Origin of the sequence: Hymenobacter amundsenii, assembly GCF_002204745.1 — a bacterium.
Lineage (GTDB): Bacteria > Bacteroidota > Bacteroidia > Cytophagales > Hymenobacteraceae > Hymenobacter > Hymenobacter amundsenii.
The window spans coordinates 31,096-45,420 of sequence record NZ_NIRR01000008.1 but is presented as its reverse complement, the minus strand read 5'-3'; the positions used below and the strand labels follow the sequence as shown (position 1 = coordinate 45,420).

The following is a 14,325-nucleotide window of genomic DNA, read 5'->3' as shown; positions in this document are numbered from 1 at the left end:
CCGGCCGGGCTGGTGGATTACGATGTCTTTAAAATGAAAACTGGCGGGCTCCCTGAGGCGCTGTGGTAGCGGCAGGCTGCTGACGCTGAATATGCTCCACGATATTCTTAAACAACCACAGCCCATCCCCTTCCTCCGAAATAGAGGAATCGGCCCGCTTGCGCCGGGCCCAATCGGGGTGGTTGTACAGGGAGAGGAAAGCCTCCGGGTGGGGCATCAGGCCAAACACACGGCCCGTCGTATCCGTCAGGCCGGCGCAGTTCAGGTCGGCGCCGTTAGGGTTGGAGGGGTACACGTCGGTGGGCGAGCCGTCGAAGTCGGCGTAGGTGAGGCAGTTCAGCCCCCGCTTCTCAATGGCATCCAGCGTTGCGGTGCCTTTAATAATGAGGCGGCCCTCGCCGTGGCGCACGGGCACTTCCATCGACGTAATGCCTTTCAGGAAGGGCGTGCTCGATTTTGGGTTGACTTGCAGGCGCACCCACCGGTCCTCATAGCGGCCCGAGGCGTTATGGGTCAGTGTTACTTCGGGGGTTACGGTGCCGCTCAGATCGGGTAGCAGGCCCAGCTTCACCAACACCTGGAAGCCGTTGCAGATGCCCAGCACGTGCTTGCCCGCAGCCACGAACTCCCGGATATCGTCCAGCAGGGTGCGGCCCGCGTCGTTTTTGCGGTAGCGCAGCTTGTTGGCCAGCACTACGCCCGAGCCCAAATCGTCGCCGAAGCTGAAGCCGCCGGGAAAGTTCAGGATATCGTAGTCGTGGATGCTGACCTGGCCGTGCAGCACTTGGTTGAGGTGCACAATGGTTGGCGCCGCGCCCGCCAGCCGGTAGGCCGCCGCAAACTCCTCCTCGCAGTTGATGCCGAACCCGGTCAGGATAAGCGCCTTTACTGGTCGTTGGTTGCTGGTGGTCGGTTGCTGTTCTTTCGGCTCTTCGGCTGAGCCTTCTTCGGCCAAGCCGTCGGCGGGTGGCTGCTCGTTGTCGGGCTGTTCTGCCGAAGCGCTTTTCAGCGGCTCATTGCTTTCATGGCCGCCGTCAACGCTCTTGTAGCCGGGCAGCATGATGTTGCCATCGGCGTCCACGACCTCGTAGCCGGGGTCCTCGGGGCGGGGACGCGGGGGCAGGTTCAGGTCGGGCAGGTTAGGCTGTTGCTTATCGTCTTCCATTACTGATGCGCGGTTTCAGGTTGGCCAAAGCCAATAATACGGTTCACCGGCCCATTAGTCCAGGTGTGGCGCAGGGCGGCGCAACTGGCCCATATAACCGGCTGGCCCTGGTGGCGCACCGTGAGCTGCCCGTCCGGCGTTACGCGGCCCAGGCGGGTGGCGCGGCTCCCGAAGTGCTGTTCGAAAGCGGTAACGTCCTCGGGCGCCACGGTAGCCACGAAGCGGGAGTGGGACTCCGCAAACAGCTGCACGTGCGTCGGCAGCCCTTCCGGCAGCTCCACTTCGACCCCGAAGCCGTAGCCAAACGTGGCCTCGGCCAGCGCCACCGCCAGCCCGCCATCCGACAGGTCGTGGCAACTCTGAATCAGGCCCTGGTCGTTGGCCTCTCCTATTAACGTATAGAGTGCCTTAGCGGCTTCGAACCGGACCTGCGGCACATTGGCCCCCAACTCACCGAAGAGCTGGTAAAACTCCGAGCCGCCCAGCTCGTTGTAGGTTTCGCCCAGCAGGTACACCACGTCGTCGGCCTGCTTGAAGTCGGAGGTGATGGTGCGGCGCACGTCCTCAATTTTGGCAGTCATCGAATACAGCACCGTGGGCGGCACCGAAATCTTCACGCCATCGGCCTTGAAGTCATTCTTCATCGAATCCTTACCGCTCGTGAGCGGGATGCAATAGGCGGCCGTGGCGTCGCGCAGGGCCTGGCACATGCGCACCAGCTTAGCCAGCTTCTGCTTGCCGTCGGGGTTGCCGATGGGGTCGTACACCGAGTCGGGCACGCAAAAGTTATCGTTCACCGACCAGAAGTTGCCGTCGCCGTAGCTCAGGTTGGGCAGCTTGCCACCCACGGCCACAATTTGGCGCACAGCCTCATCAAACGCCCCGGCCGACATTTGGTAGGCGTCTAAATCCCCGAAGCGGGGCAGGATGCCGTTGCTCACGGCTACGCCTTCCCAGCTCTCGAAGTTGAAGCGCACTACCGCCGCATCCTGCGGAGCCTGGCCCGTCGCGCCCATCAGCGGCTTAATAATGGTGCGCCCCTTCACCTCGTGGTCATATTGCCGGATCACCGACTCGCGGGAGCAGATGTTGAGGCTGCCGAGCAGGCGGGTGAGGATGTCGGTATAATCGAGGTCGGCCGCCAGCGTGGGCTCCTGGGCGGCGGGCTGCTGCCACTCAGCTTCCAGCACCTTGCGCGGCACACCATCGTGCAGGAAGTGCATATCCAAGTGCGCCACCGAAGCGCCAGCAAATCGCACGTCCAAACTTCCATCGGCGGTGAAGTAGCCGATGTCGGTCAACTCCACTTCCATTTCCCGGCCCAACGTCAGCAACTCGTTCAGCTTCGCCGGCTCCACGGCCAGCGTAAACCGCTCCTGCGATTCGGAAACGAATATTTCCCAGGGCCGCAAACCAGGGTATTTCAGGGGCACCTTTTCCAGCTCCACCACGGCCCCGCCGCTGATGGTAGCCAGTTCGCCGATGCTGGAGGAGAGGCCGCCCGCGCCGTTATCGGTGCTACACCGGATGAGGCCGCGGCGGGTAGCCAGAATCAGAAAGTCCATGGCCAGCTTCTGGGTGATGGGGCTCCCGATTTGCACGGCCGTGGCGGGGGAGGTTTCGTCTAGCTCAATCGACGAAAACGTAGCGCCGTGGATGCCGTCTTTGCCCACCCGGCCGCCGGCCATGATGATGCGGTCCTGGGGCTCGATGTGCTTTTCCCAGGAATCGAGCCCGGCCAACTGCATGGGCATCACGGCGCCGGTGCCGCAGTATACCAGCGGCTTGCCGGCATAGCGGTCATCGAACACAATGCTGCCGTTCACGGTGGGTACGCCCGACTTGTTGCCGCCGTCCTCAATACCCTTGCGCACGCCCTCGAAAATGCGGCGCGGGTGCAGCTGGTTGCTCAGCAGCGTGCCATCGAACTCAGGGTTACCGAAGCAGAGCACGTTGGTGTTGAAGAGCAGCCGCGCCCCCCCGATGCCGGTAGCCAGCGGGTCGCGGTTGTTGCCCAAAATGCCCGTAATGGCCCCGCCGTAGGGGTCGATGGCCGAGGGCGAGTTGTGGGTTTCCACCTTCCACACGAACAGCGAGTCGGGGTTAATACGCACGGCCCCGGCGTTGTCGCTGAACACCTTGATGAGCCAGTCGTTGCCGTTGGCCCGCAGCTGGCGGTCCACCTCGGCGGTGGCGTCCTTGATGTAGGTTTTGAACAGGGAATCCACTTCGAACTCCTCGCCTGTGTCGGCATCCCGGTAGTTAATCAGAGCCGAAAACTCCTTGTGCTTGCAGTGCTCCGACCAAGTCTGGGCAATGATTTCCAGCTCGCAGTCCGTGGGGTCCGTGGGCAGACCGGCGGCGGCGCGGGCGGCCTGAATGCTGGTGTAATGGTCGCGCACGGCGCGCATTTCCTCCAGGTTCAGGGCGTAGAGGTTGTCCTTGGATAGTTTCACCAGCGCCTCATCCGAGAGGCCGGCCAGCGGCACCGTCTCCGTAATGGGTTCGGCCCCGCCACCGGGCCGCGGCGTGTAGTCGCGGATGTCGGTGAGGGGGCCGATTTCGAAGCGGTTGATTTGCTTGTTGCCCAGTAGCTCCTGGGCCACGCGGCAGAGGTCAGCTTCGGGCAGGGCTTCTTCGAGGAAGTAGAGCCGCTTCGAGAAGATGTGCTGGGTGTGGGTGTCGAGCGGCTCGTTGAGGAAGTCGCCGAGGGCGTTCTGAGCCGAAATGCCTTCGTCGTCGGTCACGCCGGGCAGCTTGGCTACCAGAATATAGCTTTTGTATTCGGCGCCGTGGCGGAACTCGTCCAGGGCCACCTCGTGCAGCACCGGGTCCTGGAGGCAATGGGTGGCGAAGTCGCGCAGTTGCGCGTCGGTTACCGGGTAGCGCACCGTGTAAAGGGCGGTGCTTTGCACGCGGCCGGTGTGCAGGCCGAGGTGGCGCTGGGCGGCTTCCGCCACGCGCTGGCCGTCGCCGTCGTGCTGGCCGGGCTTAAGCAGGAGCTGAATGGTTCGCTGGGTCGATTCCAAAAGAGACGAGGTTATCTATTTTTCGGTTTCCCATGCACGATAAACGCATCGTCATGAGGAAGCACACCCCACGCGGAGGTACGCCGAAAATGCCTTGCTGAAGCGCCGGTTGCGCCGCAGTAGGTTTAAGAAAACGCTTTTTCCGGCCGACTGCCGGGTTTCACCACCGGAATACCTGCCTGGCAAAGCGGGCAATTATCGGGTGCGTAGGTGGCCGCCGTTACCGGCAGCAGGGCAAAGTTCGGAAAATTCAGCGCAGCATTGCCACCCGTGCGGTCAATTAAACTCGCCACGGCCAAAACTTTCGCGCCCAGCCCTTCCAGTAGCCGCGCTACTTCGTTGGTGCTCTTACCCGTGGTTACCACATCCTCGGCAATGATAATGCGCTGGCCGGACTCGATGGTGAAGCCCCGGCGCAGGGTCATCTGGCCCGCCTCGTCGCGCTCCGTGAAAATACCGGGCACGCCCAGCTGCCGGGCCAGCTCATAGCCCATCACCACGCCGCCCATGGCTGGCCCCACCACCACATCGGGCGTCAGGCCGGCTGCGCGCAGCTGCCGGGCCAGCTCGGCGGCGGCCGGCGCAGCCAGGTCGGGCCGGCGCAGGAACCGGGCGCACTGCACGTAGGTATCCGAATGTAGCCCCGACGAGAGCCGGAAGTGCCCGCGCAGCAGTGCATCTTCCTGCAACAGTTGCTGCTCCAGGGTTTCGGGGGTGAAGATGGTTTCGGGGGAAGTCAAGGGAGGAAGGCTATGATATATTAGGTGTGAAAGGAAACCTGTATGTCATGCCTCGACTTCGCTCCGTTGCGCGGACGCAAGATGAGGCATGACATTCTTTTTACTCTCGGTTCTAAACAGCCACCGGCCGCAGCGCGTTCATCTGTTCCATTAGCTCCCGGGCCACGGCTCCGGCGTCCTCGGCCTGCCAGATGGTGCGGGAGGTGTTGATGAGCAGGCCGGCTCCATCAGGCCGCAAACCGGCGCGGAGCGTGGCGGCCAAATCGCCGCCCTGTGCACCCACGCCGGGCACCAGGAACCACTGCTTGGGGCAGATTTCGCGCACCTGGGCCAGCGCGTCGGGGTGGGTGGCACCCACCACCAGCCCGATACCGCCAATTTCCGCGTCCAGCTTGCAGGCTACCTGGGCCACGCCGTGGGCCAGCGAGCCGCCCCGGGTCAGGGCCATGTTCTGCATCGAGTACTGCGGCTTATTGCTAGTTTTGGCCAGCACAAATACCAGCTTGTCCTCGCGCACGAAGGGCCGCACGGCGTCGTCGCCCATGTAGGGATTTACCGTCACGGCATCGGCCCCGATGACGTCGTAGGCGAAGCGGGCGTAGTGGTCGGCGGTGTTGGCAATGTCGCCGAACTTGCCGTCCAGAATCACCGGAATATCCTGCGGGATGCGCTGCACGGTTTCGCGCAGCAGCTGCACCCCGTTTTCCCGGCTCAGGAAGAAGGCCAGGTTGGGCTTGAAGGCGGCGGCGAATTCGTGAGTCTGGTCGATGACGTCGGCCAGGCGGCGGGCTATCTGGGCATCGTCGCCCACTGGGTCGAGGCCGACGCAGAGCAGGGAATTTGCCTTCTGAACGCGCTGAATTAGTTTTTGCATGGGTGAGGGTGGGATGTGGCACGAAGCTCCCGCTTCGCGTATCGTTGCGGATGTAAAACGACCCGAATCAAACTGTTCAACGAAACCCAAAGCGGGAGCTTCTCTTCGCAGTCCTTCGGTTCGTGCTGCTACTGCTGCACTGGCACGAGGCTGCCGCACTCAGCCGCCAAGCGGGCCGCGAGGCCGGGTTCGAGCCACTCGGCGCTGGCAATCTGCACGGCCGAAGCCCCGCAACGCAGGTAATCGGTAACGTGGCCAGCCGTGAACACGCCGCCCGTCCCAAAAATGGGCAAGGTAATCCGTTCATCGTGGGCCAGCTCCCACACGCAGCGAAGGGCTACGGGCCGCAACGCCTCCCCCGACAGGCCACCAGCCACGGGGTCGGCGGTGGCATCGTCGGGCAGGTGGAGGGCCTTGAGCAGATTCGTGGCAGCCAGAGCGGTGGCCCCACCTTCCTGGGCACCCAAAGCGAGGCCCCGGATGTGCTCGGGCCAGGGCGGAAGCTTCACGACCACGGCCGCTTCGGGGGGCATCTCGTCGCGCACGGCCTGGGTGGCCTCGCGCACAAAGCGGGCGGTCAGCTCCTCCCCTTTCCCAGTGTCGGGCTGGGCGATGTAGACCTCCACGCCCGCCAGCAGGTGGCCGGCTTCGCGGGCCAGGAAGCGCGCGATTTTACGGAACCCGGGAATGCCCGGGGCCGTGATGCTCACGAACACCGGCACCCCGAAACGCCCCAGGCCCGGCAGGTATTCGTGCACCATAATCTCGGCGCTTTCGGTGCGCATGTTGGTGGCATTGAGCAGGGTTTGCTCATCCACCTGCCAGATGCCTTCCTCGTAAAGCCCGGGCCTGGGCTCCATCGTGACGGTGCGGGTGAAAATGGCCCCCAACCGCTCGTAGCCGGTGCCTTCCAGCTGCCAGGCAGCAGCGGCCAGGCAGACCGGGTTCCGCAAAGTGAGTTTACCGAGTTGCATAGGTTTTCAATGTAAAAATTTCCGCCAAGAAAAGCCTTGCTGCGTGCGCAGCGGCTCCCCTTCCGGAAAAGCAGTTCTGTATTTCCACCGCCAGCTGACAGCCAGCTGTTACGGACCCGATAAACGGGGTGGCCAATTCGCGGACCGACTTGCGTCAGAATCCCCCCTGATTTCTATCACCCCGCAGCCTTGCACCACCCCGCCCCGCGCCGCCGTTGGGTGGCTCTCGGGTTGTATTTTGTCAGTTGTCAGTTGTCAGTTGTCAGTAAAAATGTAGAACAACTTGGCAACTGGACACTGACAACTGATTTGAAGCAAAACACCCAGTCAGGAACCGGGCATTTGCTGGAAAGAGAAGACTAGATGACGTTGTCGCAGTTGATGAGGGAGGGAAGGAACATGGCATCCCATACGTTGATTACGGCCATCCGCTTGGAGTCGGTGTTCAGGTTCACGTTGCGGGAGGCGGCAGGAGCGGCGGCTACCATCTGCTGGGCGAGGGTATTGTCGTCGTTCATGGGGGGGGGGGTACCAGTATGGGTTGAAAAAATTAGAAAATGCGGGGGTGAACAGTTTTCCGACCGGCTCGGGCCGACCCGGCCGGGCATAAAAAAACCGCTTCGGAAACCGGAGCGGTGCAAAACGGAAATACCAGAAAAACGAAAGAATAAACGGGGGAAACGACCTCTCGGTCATCTCGCAGGACGGCGTTTCGCTCGGTCCCGCGCTTCATCAGGGAATGTTGATTTAGCTGAAGCACGATGCAAAAGTACCAATTCCATTGCCACTTGCAACAGCGACTGTGTTACCGTTATGTTACCAAATTGTTACGCCCTGTTTTTCACCAATCCATTCTAACCCTCTCACTAATCCTCGTATCGCACTGTCAGTCAAGGATATTTATTTAGGGCATTTAATTAATAGGGTAGGCTCCCTGTAATGTATCTTTGGTAAGCGTAGCACGGCAGAAGGACTTTTAGCCCTGTTCAGCACTAGCGTTATGTTGCAATAATTCAATTTTTATGAAAATATTTCTTTACATATAGAAAAGATTCCATGAACACATAGGGTAAAAAATTCTGGTTTCTTCCTGATTTTCCGATTCAATGAGCAAAGCCATTTCGCCTGCTACCAGGCCATTCGTTATCTTAACATATTCATAACACACAACTTTTTATCCAACACCAGCAAACGCGCTTACCTTTGCCCTCGCCAGTGCTTCTATTCGCCCTTCCTTATCTGCCTAATCACATGAAAAAAGTACTACTAAGTCTGTTATTAGGAGCCTTACCAGGACTACTGTGCGAGGCCCGCGCCCAGACGGAGCCGCCAGCTCCCGTTGGCTACACCGAGCAAGTCGCGTTGGAAGGTGCTGGCCAGAGCCGGCTCTATTCCCGGGCTCTCGATTGGGCTCAGAACAAGTTTACCTACCAGCCCAAAGCGGCCCTGAACGCGCAGCCCGCCGCCGCCACTATTCGCCTGAACGGCACGGGAATCGTGAAAACCGTGGATGCCAAGGGCCACGATCAGCCCCTGACGGTCCTGTTTACCTTTAGCTTCCAAGCCACCGACAACGGCTACACTTATCGCGTCGACTCGTTTCAGGTAATACCCGACCCCAGAATCCCTTCTCAGACAGTGGGCATCGACGAGTACCGTACCGAGCTGCAGGCCGACCGCAACAACGACAAAACTCACAACGACCGTCGCGTTACGGCTCAGGCCAACTCGTTGGCCAGCGAGGCGGCCATGTCGTTCCGCTCGTATATGAACAGCCAACCGCAGGAAGAATCGGTGGGGCTGGCGGGCGAAAACTAGCCGAGCCCGCACCGCGCCAGTTAGTGGTCAGGAATTGCGAGCCGCCCCGTAGCGGCGGAGTAACTGGTGAGTCCGGGCGGGTAATTCGCGGGCATCGAGCAGCAGCAAACCCTCCAGCGTATTGCCGCGCGGATCGAGGTGAAAGCCCAGTAAATGGACTTGCTGTTTAAGGTATGGCCGTAGCAGCTCCGGCACACCGGGCAACTGCCAACTGGCCATTAGGGCCGCTGAATCGGGCAGTTCGGGCAACTTTTCGGCCGAACATCCGGGGGTAGCGGTGGCGGCAGATGCCAGCGGACGGTAGCGAACGGTCTTACGAGGCAGAACGAATGGGGCCAGGGCTTCACTGGACGAAATATGAGCGGCCAGCCGTGTCGCCAATGCGGTTTTGGAAAGGTCCGGAAACTGGTTGCTAAGGTTTACCGTCCCGATCAGGTAACGGTATTCGGGGTGCAGGGCCAGGTACTCGGCCACGCCCTTCCAGAGCAGCGCCGGCGGCAGGGGCTGCGCTTGGTATTCGGCCCGGATAAAAGCACGGCCTACCTCCAGCGACTCGCGCAGCAGCGGCCGCATCTCCTTCTTCAGACCGTACAGGGAGTGCAGGTAGAAACCGCGCTTGCCCATTTCGCGCATGATGTTCCGCCCCCGCCCAACCCGGCAGGCTCCCACCAGTTGGCGGGCTTCCCGGTCGTAGAGCAACAGGTGGCGGTAGTAAGTGTCGTAGCCGTCGAGGTCGAGGGCTTGGCCAGTGCCAGCATCCGCCGCCCGGGCCCCTAGCTCCCGCAACCGCCCGATTTCGGGCAGCACGTGTGGCAACTCCGTTTGTTTGGCCAGATACACTTCCCAGCGGCCGTGGCGGAGCAGGCGCCGGTTGGGCCGTAGCGCCGCCAAGTCAGCTTCTAGTAGGGCAGCCGGGACAGCGGGTACCGGGGCAGCGGGTGGCCAGGCAGGAGCCTCCTCGCTTTGGGCGGCACCTGTCGCCAGCGCCGCGGCCCGCGCTAGCAGGTGGGGCAGGCGCTTAGCGGCTGGAAGCTGCACCAATGCCGCCGCGCTTACCCGCGCCCCAATGCGCAGGTGCACCGTCTGGCCTTGGCGGCGGAGCACCTCGGCCGGCAGGTGGGCAAAGCGTAGCAGCGGTAGCAGCAGCCGCTGTAAGCTACGAACCGGACGGCCACTTACACTCAGGCATACTGGCAGCACCGGCACCCGGGCATGCGTCAGGAGTTGGCTAGCGGTAGCGTCCCGGGCTGGGTTGGAGGCAACCCGGAACAAGCGGGTGCGGGGGGCCGCGGGGCCAGTCGCGAACAGGCCCAGCGGCAAGTCGTTATGCAGGTAGCTGAGCAGCCGGGCCACGGTGGGTGCACTGGGCCTGGCCGCCGGTTGGCAGCTACGGGCCAGGGCCTGCTGCCGGGGCAAGCAGGGCAACAGCGGGGCCAGCACCTCGTTGGCCACAGCCACAAGCTCGGGGCGGACTTCACCCAGTACGTGGAGCAGTACCAACGCTTCGAGCAGCCCACCTTGCTGATTGGCCAAGGCTACGAAAGCGCCCCGCTCCGGCACCTGGCGCAGTTCAGCCGCATCGAAAGTGACCGTAATGCGCAGGTCGCGCAGCAGTTGGCCGATGAACTCGCGACCGTTCAGGTGGTGGTAGCCAGTACCCAGGTCGCGCAGCTCCCGCAGCTGGGCCCACGGCTGCCCAACGGGCTGCCGTGGGCCCAGTGACGCCCGGCCCCAGCTTCCCGCCGGCCAATCCCGCGAATCCGATGATACGTCCATATGCTTGCAGGCAGCGCCGGCCATTTCGTTGGCCCGGCACGCTACTTACAAATTTCTGCTCCGCAGGTTAGCCGGCTATTAAGCCCGCATTACGAAACGGTTACCATTCCCTTTTCCATACAAGAAGCCGCGTTGCAGCGCGGCTTCTTGTTGTCCTCCATCACATACCTTCTGACTTCACTCATCCTAAATATAAGCTGTTTGGCCGGGAGAAATAGCGCATTTAGACGAACTGCCTAAAAACAATGATCAAGCACCAGTTGTCCCCGGCCAGGTACCGGCCACCTATCATGCAGTCGGCAGATTAACTACCAGCAGCGGTTGGCTTCCTCCGTTGGCAAACCACTGCCAACCGGCCCGATCCGCAGGCTGACCGGCAGCGGCCAGCAACTAGCTGGTAGGGCCATTATCTACCCGGGCTTCCACTACACTCTGCACGGTAGTAGAAACGGCCGAGAGCAAATCGTAGCCGGTAGCGGCTTCAATGGCATTGACGGTGGTACGGTAGGTGCCCCACGACGTGTTAAGCGAGTTGTCGTTGGGTGTATCGAGGGCAATAACGCGGGTACTACTCGTGACGCGGCTGGCATCGCCTGAGCCAACGGGCAGCACAACGACCACCTTCCAGCAGCGGGCTGGCACGGTTACACGCCCCTGGTCGAGGGTAGTTTGATAGCCGGCCGAGCCGGTGCCACCTTTGCCGTAGCTCCCGCAGATGATGTAGAGCTCGTTGCCGGCATTCACGAGCGTACGGCAGTAGTTTTCGAGGCCCGCCCAGGTACGCTGGTTGTTATTAGGAGCCTGCGGAATCATGTTGTCCATCAGGAACGTGGCCGAGTTGTCCGCTACCGAGCCAGTGCGGTCGGCGCTGGGGCACTGGTGGCCGCGGTCGAAGCCCGAGCCCGAGTAGCTGGTGCTGCTCACGCGGTACCAGCCGCTGGGCAGCGAGTTGTCGGGGGCGAAGTTGTCTTGGCGCGGAGTACTACCCAACCAAGAGGTGCTCAAATGCCAGCTCACCCAGTTGGGCGTACCCCGGTCGCGGTGGTACGACATAGTATACTGGGGCTTGGTGATAAGGTAGTTCCAATAGAAATACGAGTCGGCTTTGGCGCCGCTGGGGTTGCCCAAGGCCAGGTTGTTGTCGCGCGAAGCAGTAGCATCGGCACTTTGCACGGCGGCGTTGGGTGCGGCCGTAGGAACTACGGCATCTTTGGAGCAGGAAGTAGCCAGGCTGGTGAGCAGTGCCAAGCCAAGCAAGCGGGAGAGAATACGCGCCATGAGCAACAGGTGTGGTAAGGGTGAGAATGGGAGGAACGAAGAGTTGAATGTGGCCACAAAAGTGCGACATCCGCCCCGGCTTTAAGTTACCTTAATATTATTATTTATCGGGGTTTTCAACTTTTACTGCTCCCCCAATTCGCGCCTCCTCATTTTGCGGAATTAGTATTTATAATGCCTGATATTTGCTATATAAACTTTTATGATTGCCGTATCAACAATTAATTAACCTATTGAACACAATGTTCTCAATCCAGCAGTTCATCCATAAATTATATTTTTACCTGATAACTCACGGGCAAAATTGATTTATTCTACTACCGATACTAAAGCTGTTTATAAGGCCACTAACTTACCCTTCCTATCCGTGCCGTTAAAACGCCAGAAGCCCCACTGACCTGCAACAGTGGGGCTTCCTGAATAAGCTAACAATCGTCGGACGAGAAATAGGTACTGCTAAATAAAGTGGGTAGTAGCTATGGCAACAGCGCGTTTAGCGGCCACTGAGGGCTAGGCGCTGGGTAGCTACCTGCTGGCCCTGGGCATTGCGCAGTATCACTTGGTAAATCCCGGCCCGAAGCCCTTGCACGGCAATGGTCGTTTTGCGGGCGCTTACCGATTGCTGGCTCACTAGGCTACCCTGCAGGCTGTAAATAGCCACCTCGTAATCGGCGGAGGGCAGCGTACCCAGCGTTACCTGCACCAGATCGGAGGAGCCGGCAGGATTCGGATAAAGCACCAGCGCAACGGCAGCGGCTTTGCGCGTTACGACGGCCACAGCCGAATACACCTGGGTGCCGTCGACGTCGACTTGGCGCAACCGGTAGTAGAGCACACCGGCGGGTAGTTGCCGGGCGTCGTTGTCACGCAGCGCGTACTCGCGACCACTCGACGTATTGCCGGCGGCCTGCACTCGCCCTACCGTAACAAAGCCTTGGTTGGCGGTTACCGAGCGCTCTACCTCGAAGTAGTCACTGTTGACTTCAGCCGCCGTTTTCCAGGTTACATCCACGGCCAGCTCATTGGCGCGGGCGTTGAAGGCCGTCAGCTGCACGGGCAACGGAGCCGGAGGGGCCACAATGTTCGTGGGAAAGCCGGTAGGCCGGTCTTCGGCAAAGCCGTAGTAGATGCGGGTATCGTTCAGCAGCGATACGCCATTGGCAAATTCTACCTCTACCCAATCGAAGTCACGAGTGGTCAGGAACGATATTTCCTGCCGACCATCAGCTAAAAGCTCCAGTCTGAGCAACGCACTGCCAGTGGCACTTTCTACCAATACCGAACCATCGGTGTTGCCGTTGCTGGTAGGCGTACCGGTGTAGGTTCTTACCCGGATATTGGACAGCACATTCAAATCAAGCAACTCAGTCCCACTTCCCAGAATGACACCCGCCGTGTTACCAGCCTGTCCGGCACCATCGAGGCGCATTTTCAACCCTACAGTACCGCCCACGGATAACGTGGTCTGTACCGTAGCGTAATTGTTTTTCAAGTCATTATCAGCCGCTAGTTGGGGGTCGGTTATGGAGCAGTTCACGCACACTACCGCGCTTGATGTGGTCACCTCGAATTTGCCAGCCGGATTCGCAAACTGGGAGAGCAACGGATCCACGTCACGGAATACCCGGGGCTCCAGACCAAAACCGTAATAAACGCGCAGATTATCAAGGACACCCAGCAAGCTGGTCCTCCGAATTTCCACCCGGTCGTAGCGCTTGGTGGTAGGGAAGTTGATGGCGTACTGACCACCGGGCAGCACCTTTAGGCTCAGCAAATCACCGGCACCACTACTTTCCTGGGCCACTCCGTTCAGGTATGTGGTAAGGCGCAAGCCCTTCAGGATGCTGACATCCAACAACCCGCCGTTACCAATCACAAAACCCGCATCATACCCAGCCGGTGCGGTGCCTTCTAGTTGCGTTTGCAACGTAGTAGGGCAGCTCAGATCGACCAAAGAACCCATAGTGGCGTAGTTGGTGAGGCTGTTATCCACCGCGTTCAAAGGGTTGCTGACGTTACTGTTCACGCATAGCGTAATGCCGTTGTCTTTGCTTTCGGTGCTGTAGTTGCTGGTTGAGGGGGCATCGAAGCGCGACAAATAACCCTGCGCCGTATTTATAACGTTGGCGTCGATAGCGTAAGCATAGAAGACGTCCAGTTTGTAACCCAGAGCCAGCAAAGCGCCGGCTTCGATTTCAATCTGGTCGAATGGCTTGGTGGCCACGAACTCCAGCCGTACCGGATCGGAACCCGAACCACCGAGCACCAGCCCGGCCAGTTCCGCACTCACTGGTATCGACTCCTGCACAACGGAAGTACTACCGCTTTTCTTCAACGTCCGGATGACCAAGACCCCGGCCAGGTTGATGTTGAGCAGGTTGAGCACTCCGCCTTGGCGCCGAACCACTACGCCGGCCCGATAGTTGGCGGGGGCTTGGCTGGCCAAGTTCACCCGTAGGCGAATGGAGTTACCTACGAGGGATAGCGGCACATCGATAGTGGCCGCCGAATTGAAGTTGCCATCTGCGGCAAGCTCCTCATTATCTACACTACCAAAGCAAACAGGATTTAATATGCCAGTGCAGGTACGAATTGTCTGTGCCCCGCTGGCCCCGCCAGCGGAGTAAATGGGAGCACTGGCGGCGTTGGCCAATTGGGCGCTGCAGCTCAG

The 14,325-nt window shown here is 60.4% G+C and carries 10 protein-coding genes; 1 reads left to right on the top strand and 9 read right to left on the bottom strand.

Annotated elements, in window-relative coordinates:
- Positions 1 to 28 precede the first annotated feature (28 nt).
- From CDA63_RS07170 to CDA63_RS20790, 6 genes are all read right to left on the bottom strand, one after another.
- Positions 29 to 1,165 (bottom strand): phosphoribosylformylglycinamidine synthase subunit PurQ, encoded by a 1,137-nt coding sequence (locus tag CDA63_RS07170; protein WP_199797510.1) that lies wholly within the window; start codon positions 1,163 to 1,165, stop codon positions 29 to 31.
- On the bottom strand, positions 1,165 to 4,194 hold the full coding sequence (locus CDA63_RS07165) for a phosphoribosylformylglycinamidine synthase subunit PurL (RefSeq protein ID WP_088463769.1): 3,030 nt from the start codon (positions 4,192 to 4,194) through the stop codon (positions 1,165 to 1,167). The genes CDA63_RS07170 and CDA63_RS07165 overlap by 1 nt, the downstream gene beginning before the upstream one ends.
- 125 nt (positions 4,195 to 4,319) lie before the next feature.
- Positions 4,320 to 4,934 carry an orotate phosphoribosyltransferase gene (gene pyrE, locus CDA63_RS07160; RefSeq protein WP_088463768.1) on the bottom strand — a complete coding sequence of 205 codons (615 nt, stop codon included), beginning with the start codon at positions 4,932 to 4,934 and terminating at the stop codon, positions 4,320 to 4,322.
- A 112-nt stretch (positions 4,935 to 5,046) separates the two neighbouring features.
- Complete coding sequence (gene pyrF / locus CDA63_RS07155) at positions 5,047 to 5,808, bottom strand: orotidine-5'-phosphate decarboxylase (protein ID WP_088463767.1); 762 nt, start codon at positions 5,806 to 5,808, stop codon at positions 5,047 to 5,049.
- A 128-nt stretch (positions 5,809 to 5,936) separates the two neighbouring features.
- Positions 5,937 to 6,782: a dihydroorotate dehydrogenase gene (locus tag CDA63_RS07150; protein ID WP_088463766.1), complete on the bottom strand. Its 846-nt coding sequence runs from the start codon at positions 6,780 to 6,782 to the stop codon at positions 5,937 to 5,939.
- Between the two features lie 359 nt (positions 6,783 to 7,141).
- On the bottom strand, positions 7,142 to 7,300 hold the full coding sequence (locus CDA63_RS20790; RefSeq protein WP_165768223.1) for a hypothetical protein: 159 nt from the start codon (positions 7,298 to 7,300) through the stop codon (positions 7,142 to 7,144).
- 733 nt (positions 7,301 to 8,033) lie between these two features.
- Here CDA63_RS20790 and CDA63_RS07145 point away from each other — a divergent pair.
- A complete protein-coding gene (locus tag CDA63_RS07145) occupies positions 8,034 to 8,600 on the top strand; it encodes a DUF4468 domain-containing protein (protein WP_088463765.1) in 567 nt (188 codons plus the stop codon).
- 27 nt (positions 8,601 to 8,627) lie between these two features.
- On the opposite strand, the gene CDA63_RS07140 is transcribed toward CDA63_RS07145, so the two are convergent.
- The 3 genes from CDA63_RS07140 to CDA63_RS07130 all read right to left on the bottom strand — a co-directional run bounded on the left by CDA63_RS07140 (position 8,628) and on the right by CDA63_RS07130 (position 14,145).
- The gene (locus tag CDA63_RS07140; protein ID WP_165768222.1) at positions 8,628 to 10,376 is read right to left on the bottom strand and encodes a lysophospholipid acyltransferase family protein; all 1,749 of its coding nucleotides are present in this window, start codon (positions 10,374 to 10,376) and stop codon (positions 8,628 to 8,630) included.
- 390 nt (positions 10,377 to 10,766) lie between these two features.
- Positions 10,767 to 11,654, bottom strand: coding sequence for a DNA/RNA non-specific endonuclease (locus tag CDA63_RS07135; protein WP_088463763.1), 888 nt, complete (start codon positions 11,652 to 11,654; stop codon positions 10,767 to 10,769).
- A 493-nt stretch (positions 11,655 to 12,147) separates the two neighbouring features.
- On the bottom strand, positions 12,148 to 14,145 hold the full coding sequence (locus CDA63_RS07130; protein ID WP_206780452.1) for a T9SS type A sorting domain-containing protein: 1,998 nt from the start codon (positions 14,143 to 14,145) through the stop codon (positions 12,148 to 12,150).
- Positions 14,146 to 14,325 lie beyond the last annotated feature (180 nt).

Excerpts from the sequence above, each read along its gene's own strand:
- CDA63_RS07135 (WP_088463763.1), bottom strand. The coding sequence starts at position 11,654 with ATGGCGCGTATTCTCTCCCGCTTGCTTGGCTTGGCACTGCTCACCAGC.
- CDA63_RS07145 (WP_088463765.1), top strand. The coding sequence starts at position 8,034 with ATGAAAAAAGTACTACTAAGTCTGTTATTAGGAGCCTTACCAGGACTA.
- CDA63_RS07170 (WP_199797510.1), bottom strand. The coding sequence starts at position 1,165 with ATGGAAGACGATAAGCAACAGCCTAACCTGCCCGACCTGAACCTGCCC.
- CDA63_RS07150 (WP_088463766.1), bottom strand. The coding sequence starts at position 6,782 with ATGCAACTCGGTAAACTCACTTTGCGGAACCCGGTCTGCCTGGCCGCT.
- CDA63_RS07140 (WP_165768222.1), bottom strand. The coding sequence starts at position 10,376 with ATGGACGTATCATCGGATTCGCGGGATTGGCCGGCGGGAAGCTGGGGC.
- CDA63_RS20790 (WP_165768223.1), bottom strand. The coding sequence starts at position 7,300 with ATGAACGACGACAATACCCTCGCCCAGCAGATGGTAGCCGCCGCTCCT.
- pyrF (WP_088463767.1), bottom strand. The coding sequence starts at position 5,808 with ATGCAAAAACTAATTCAGCGCGTTCAGAAGGCAAATTCCCTGCTCTGC.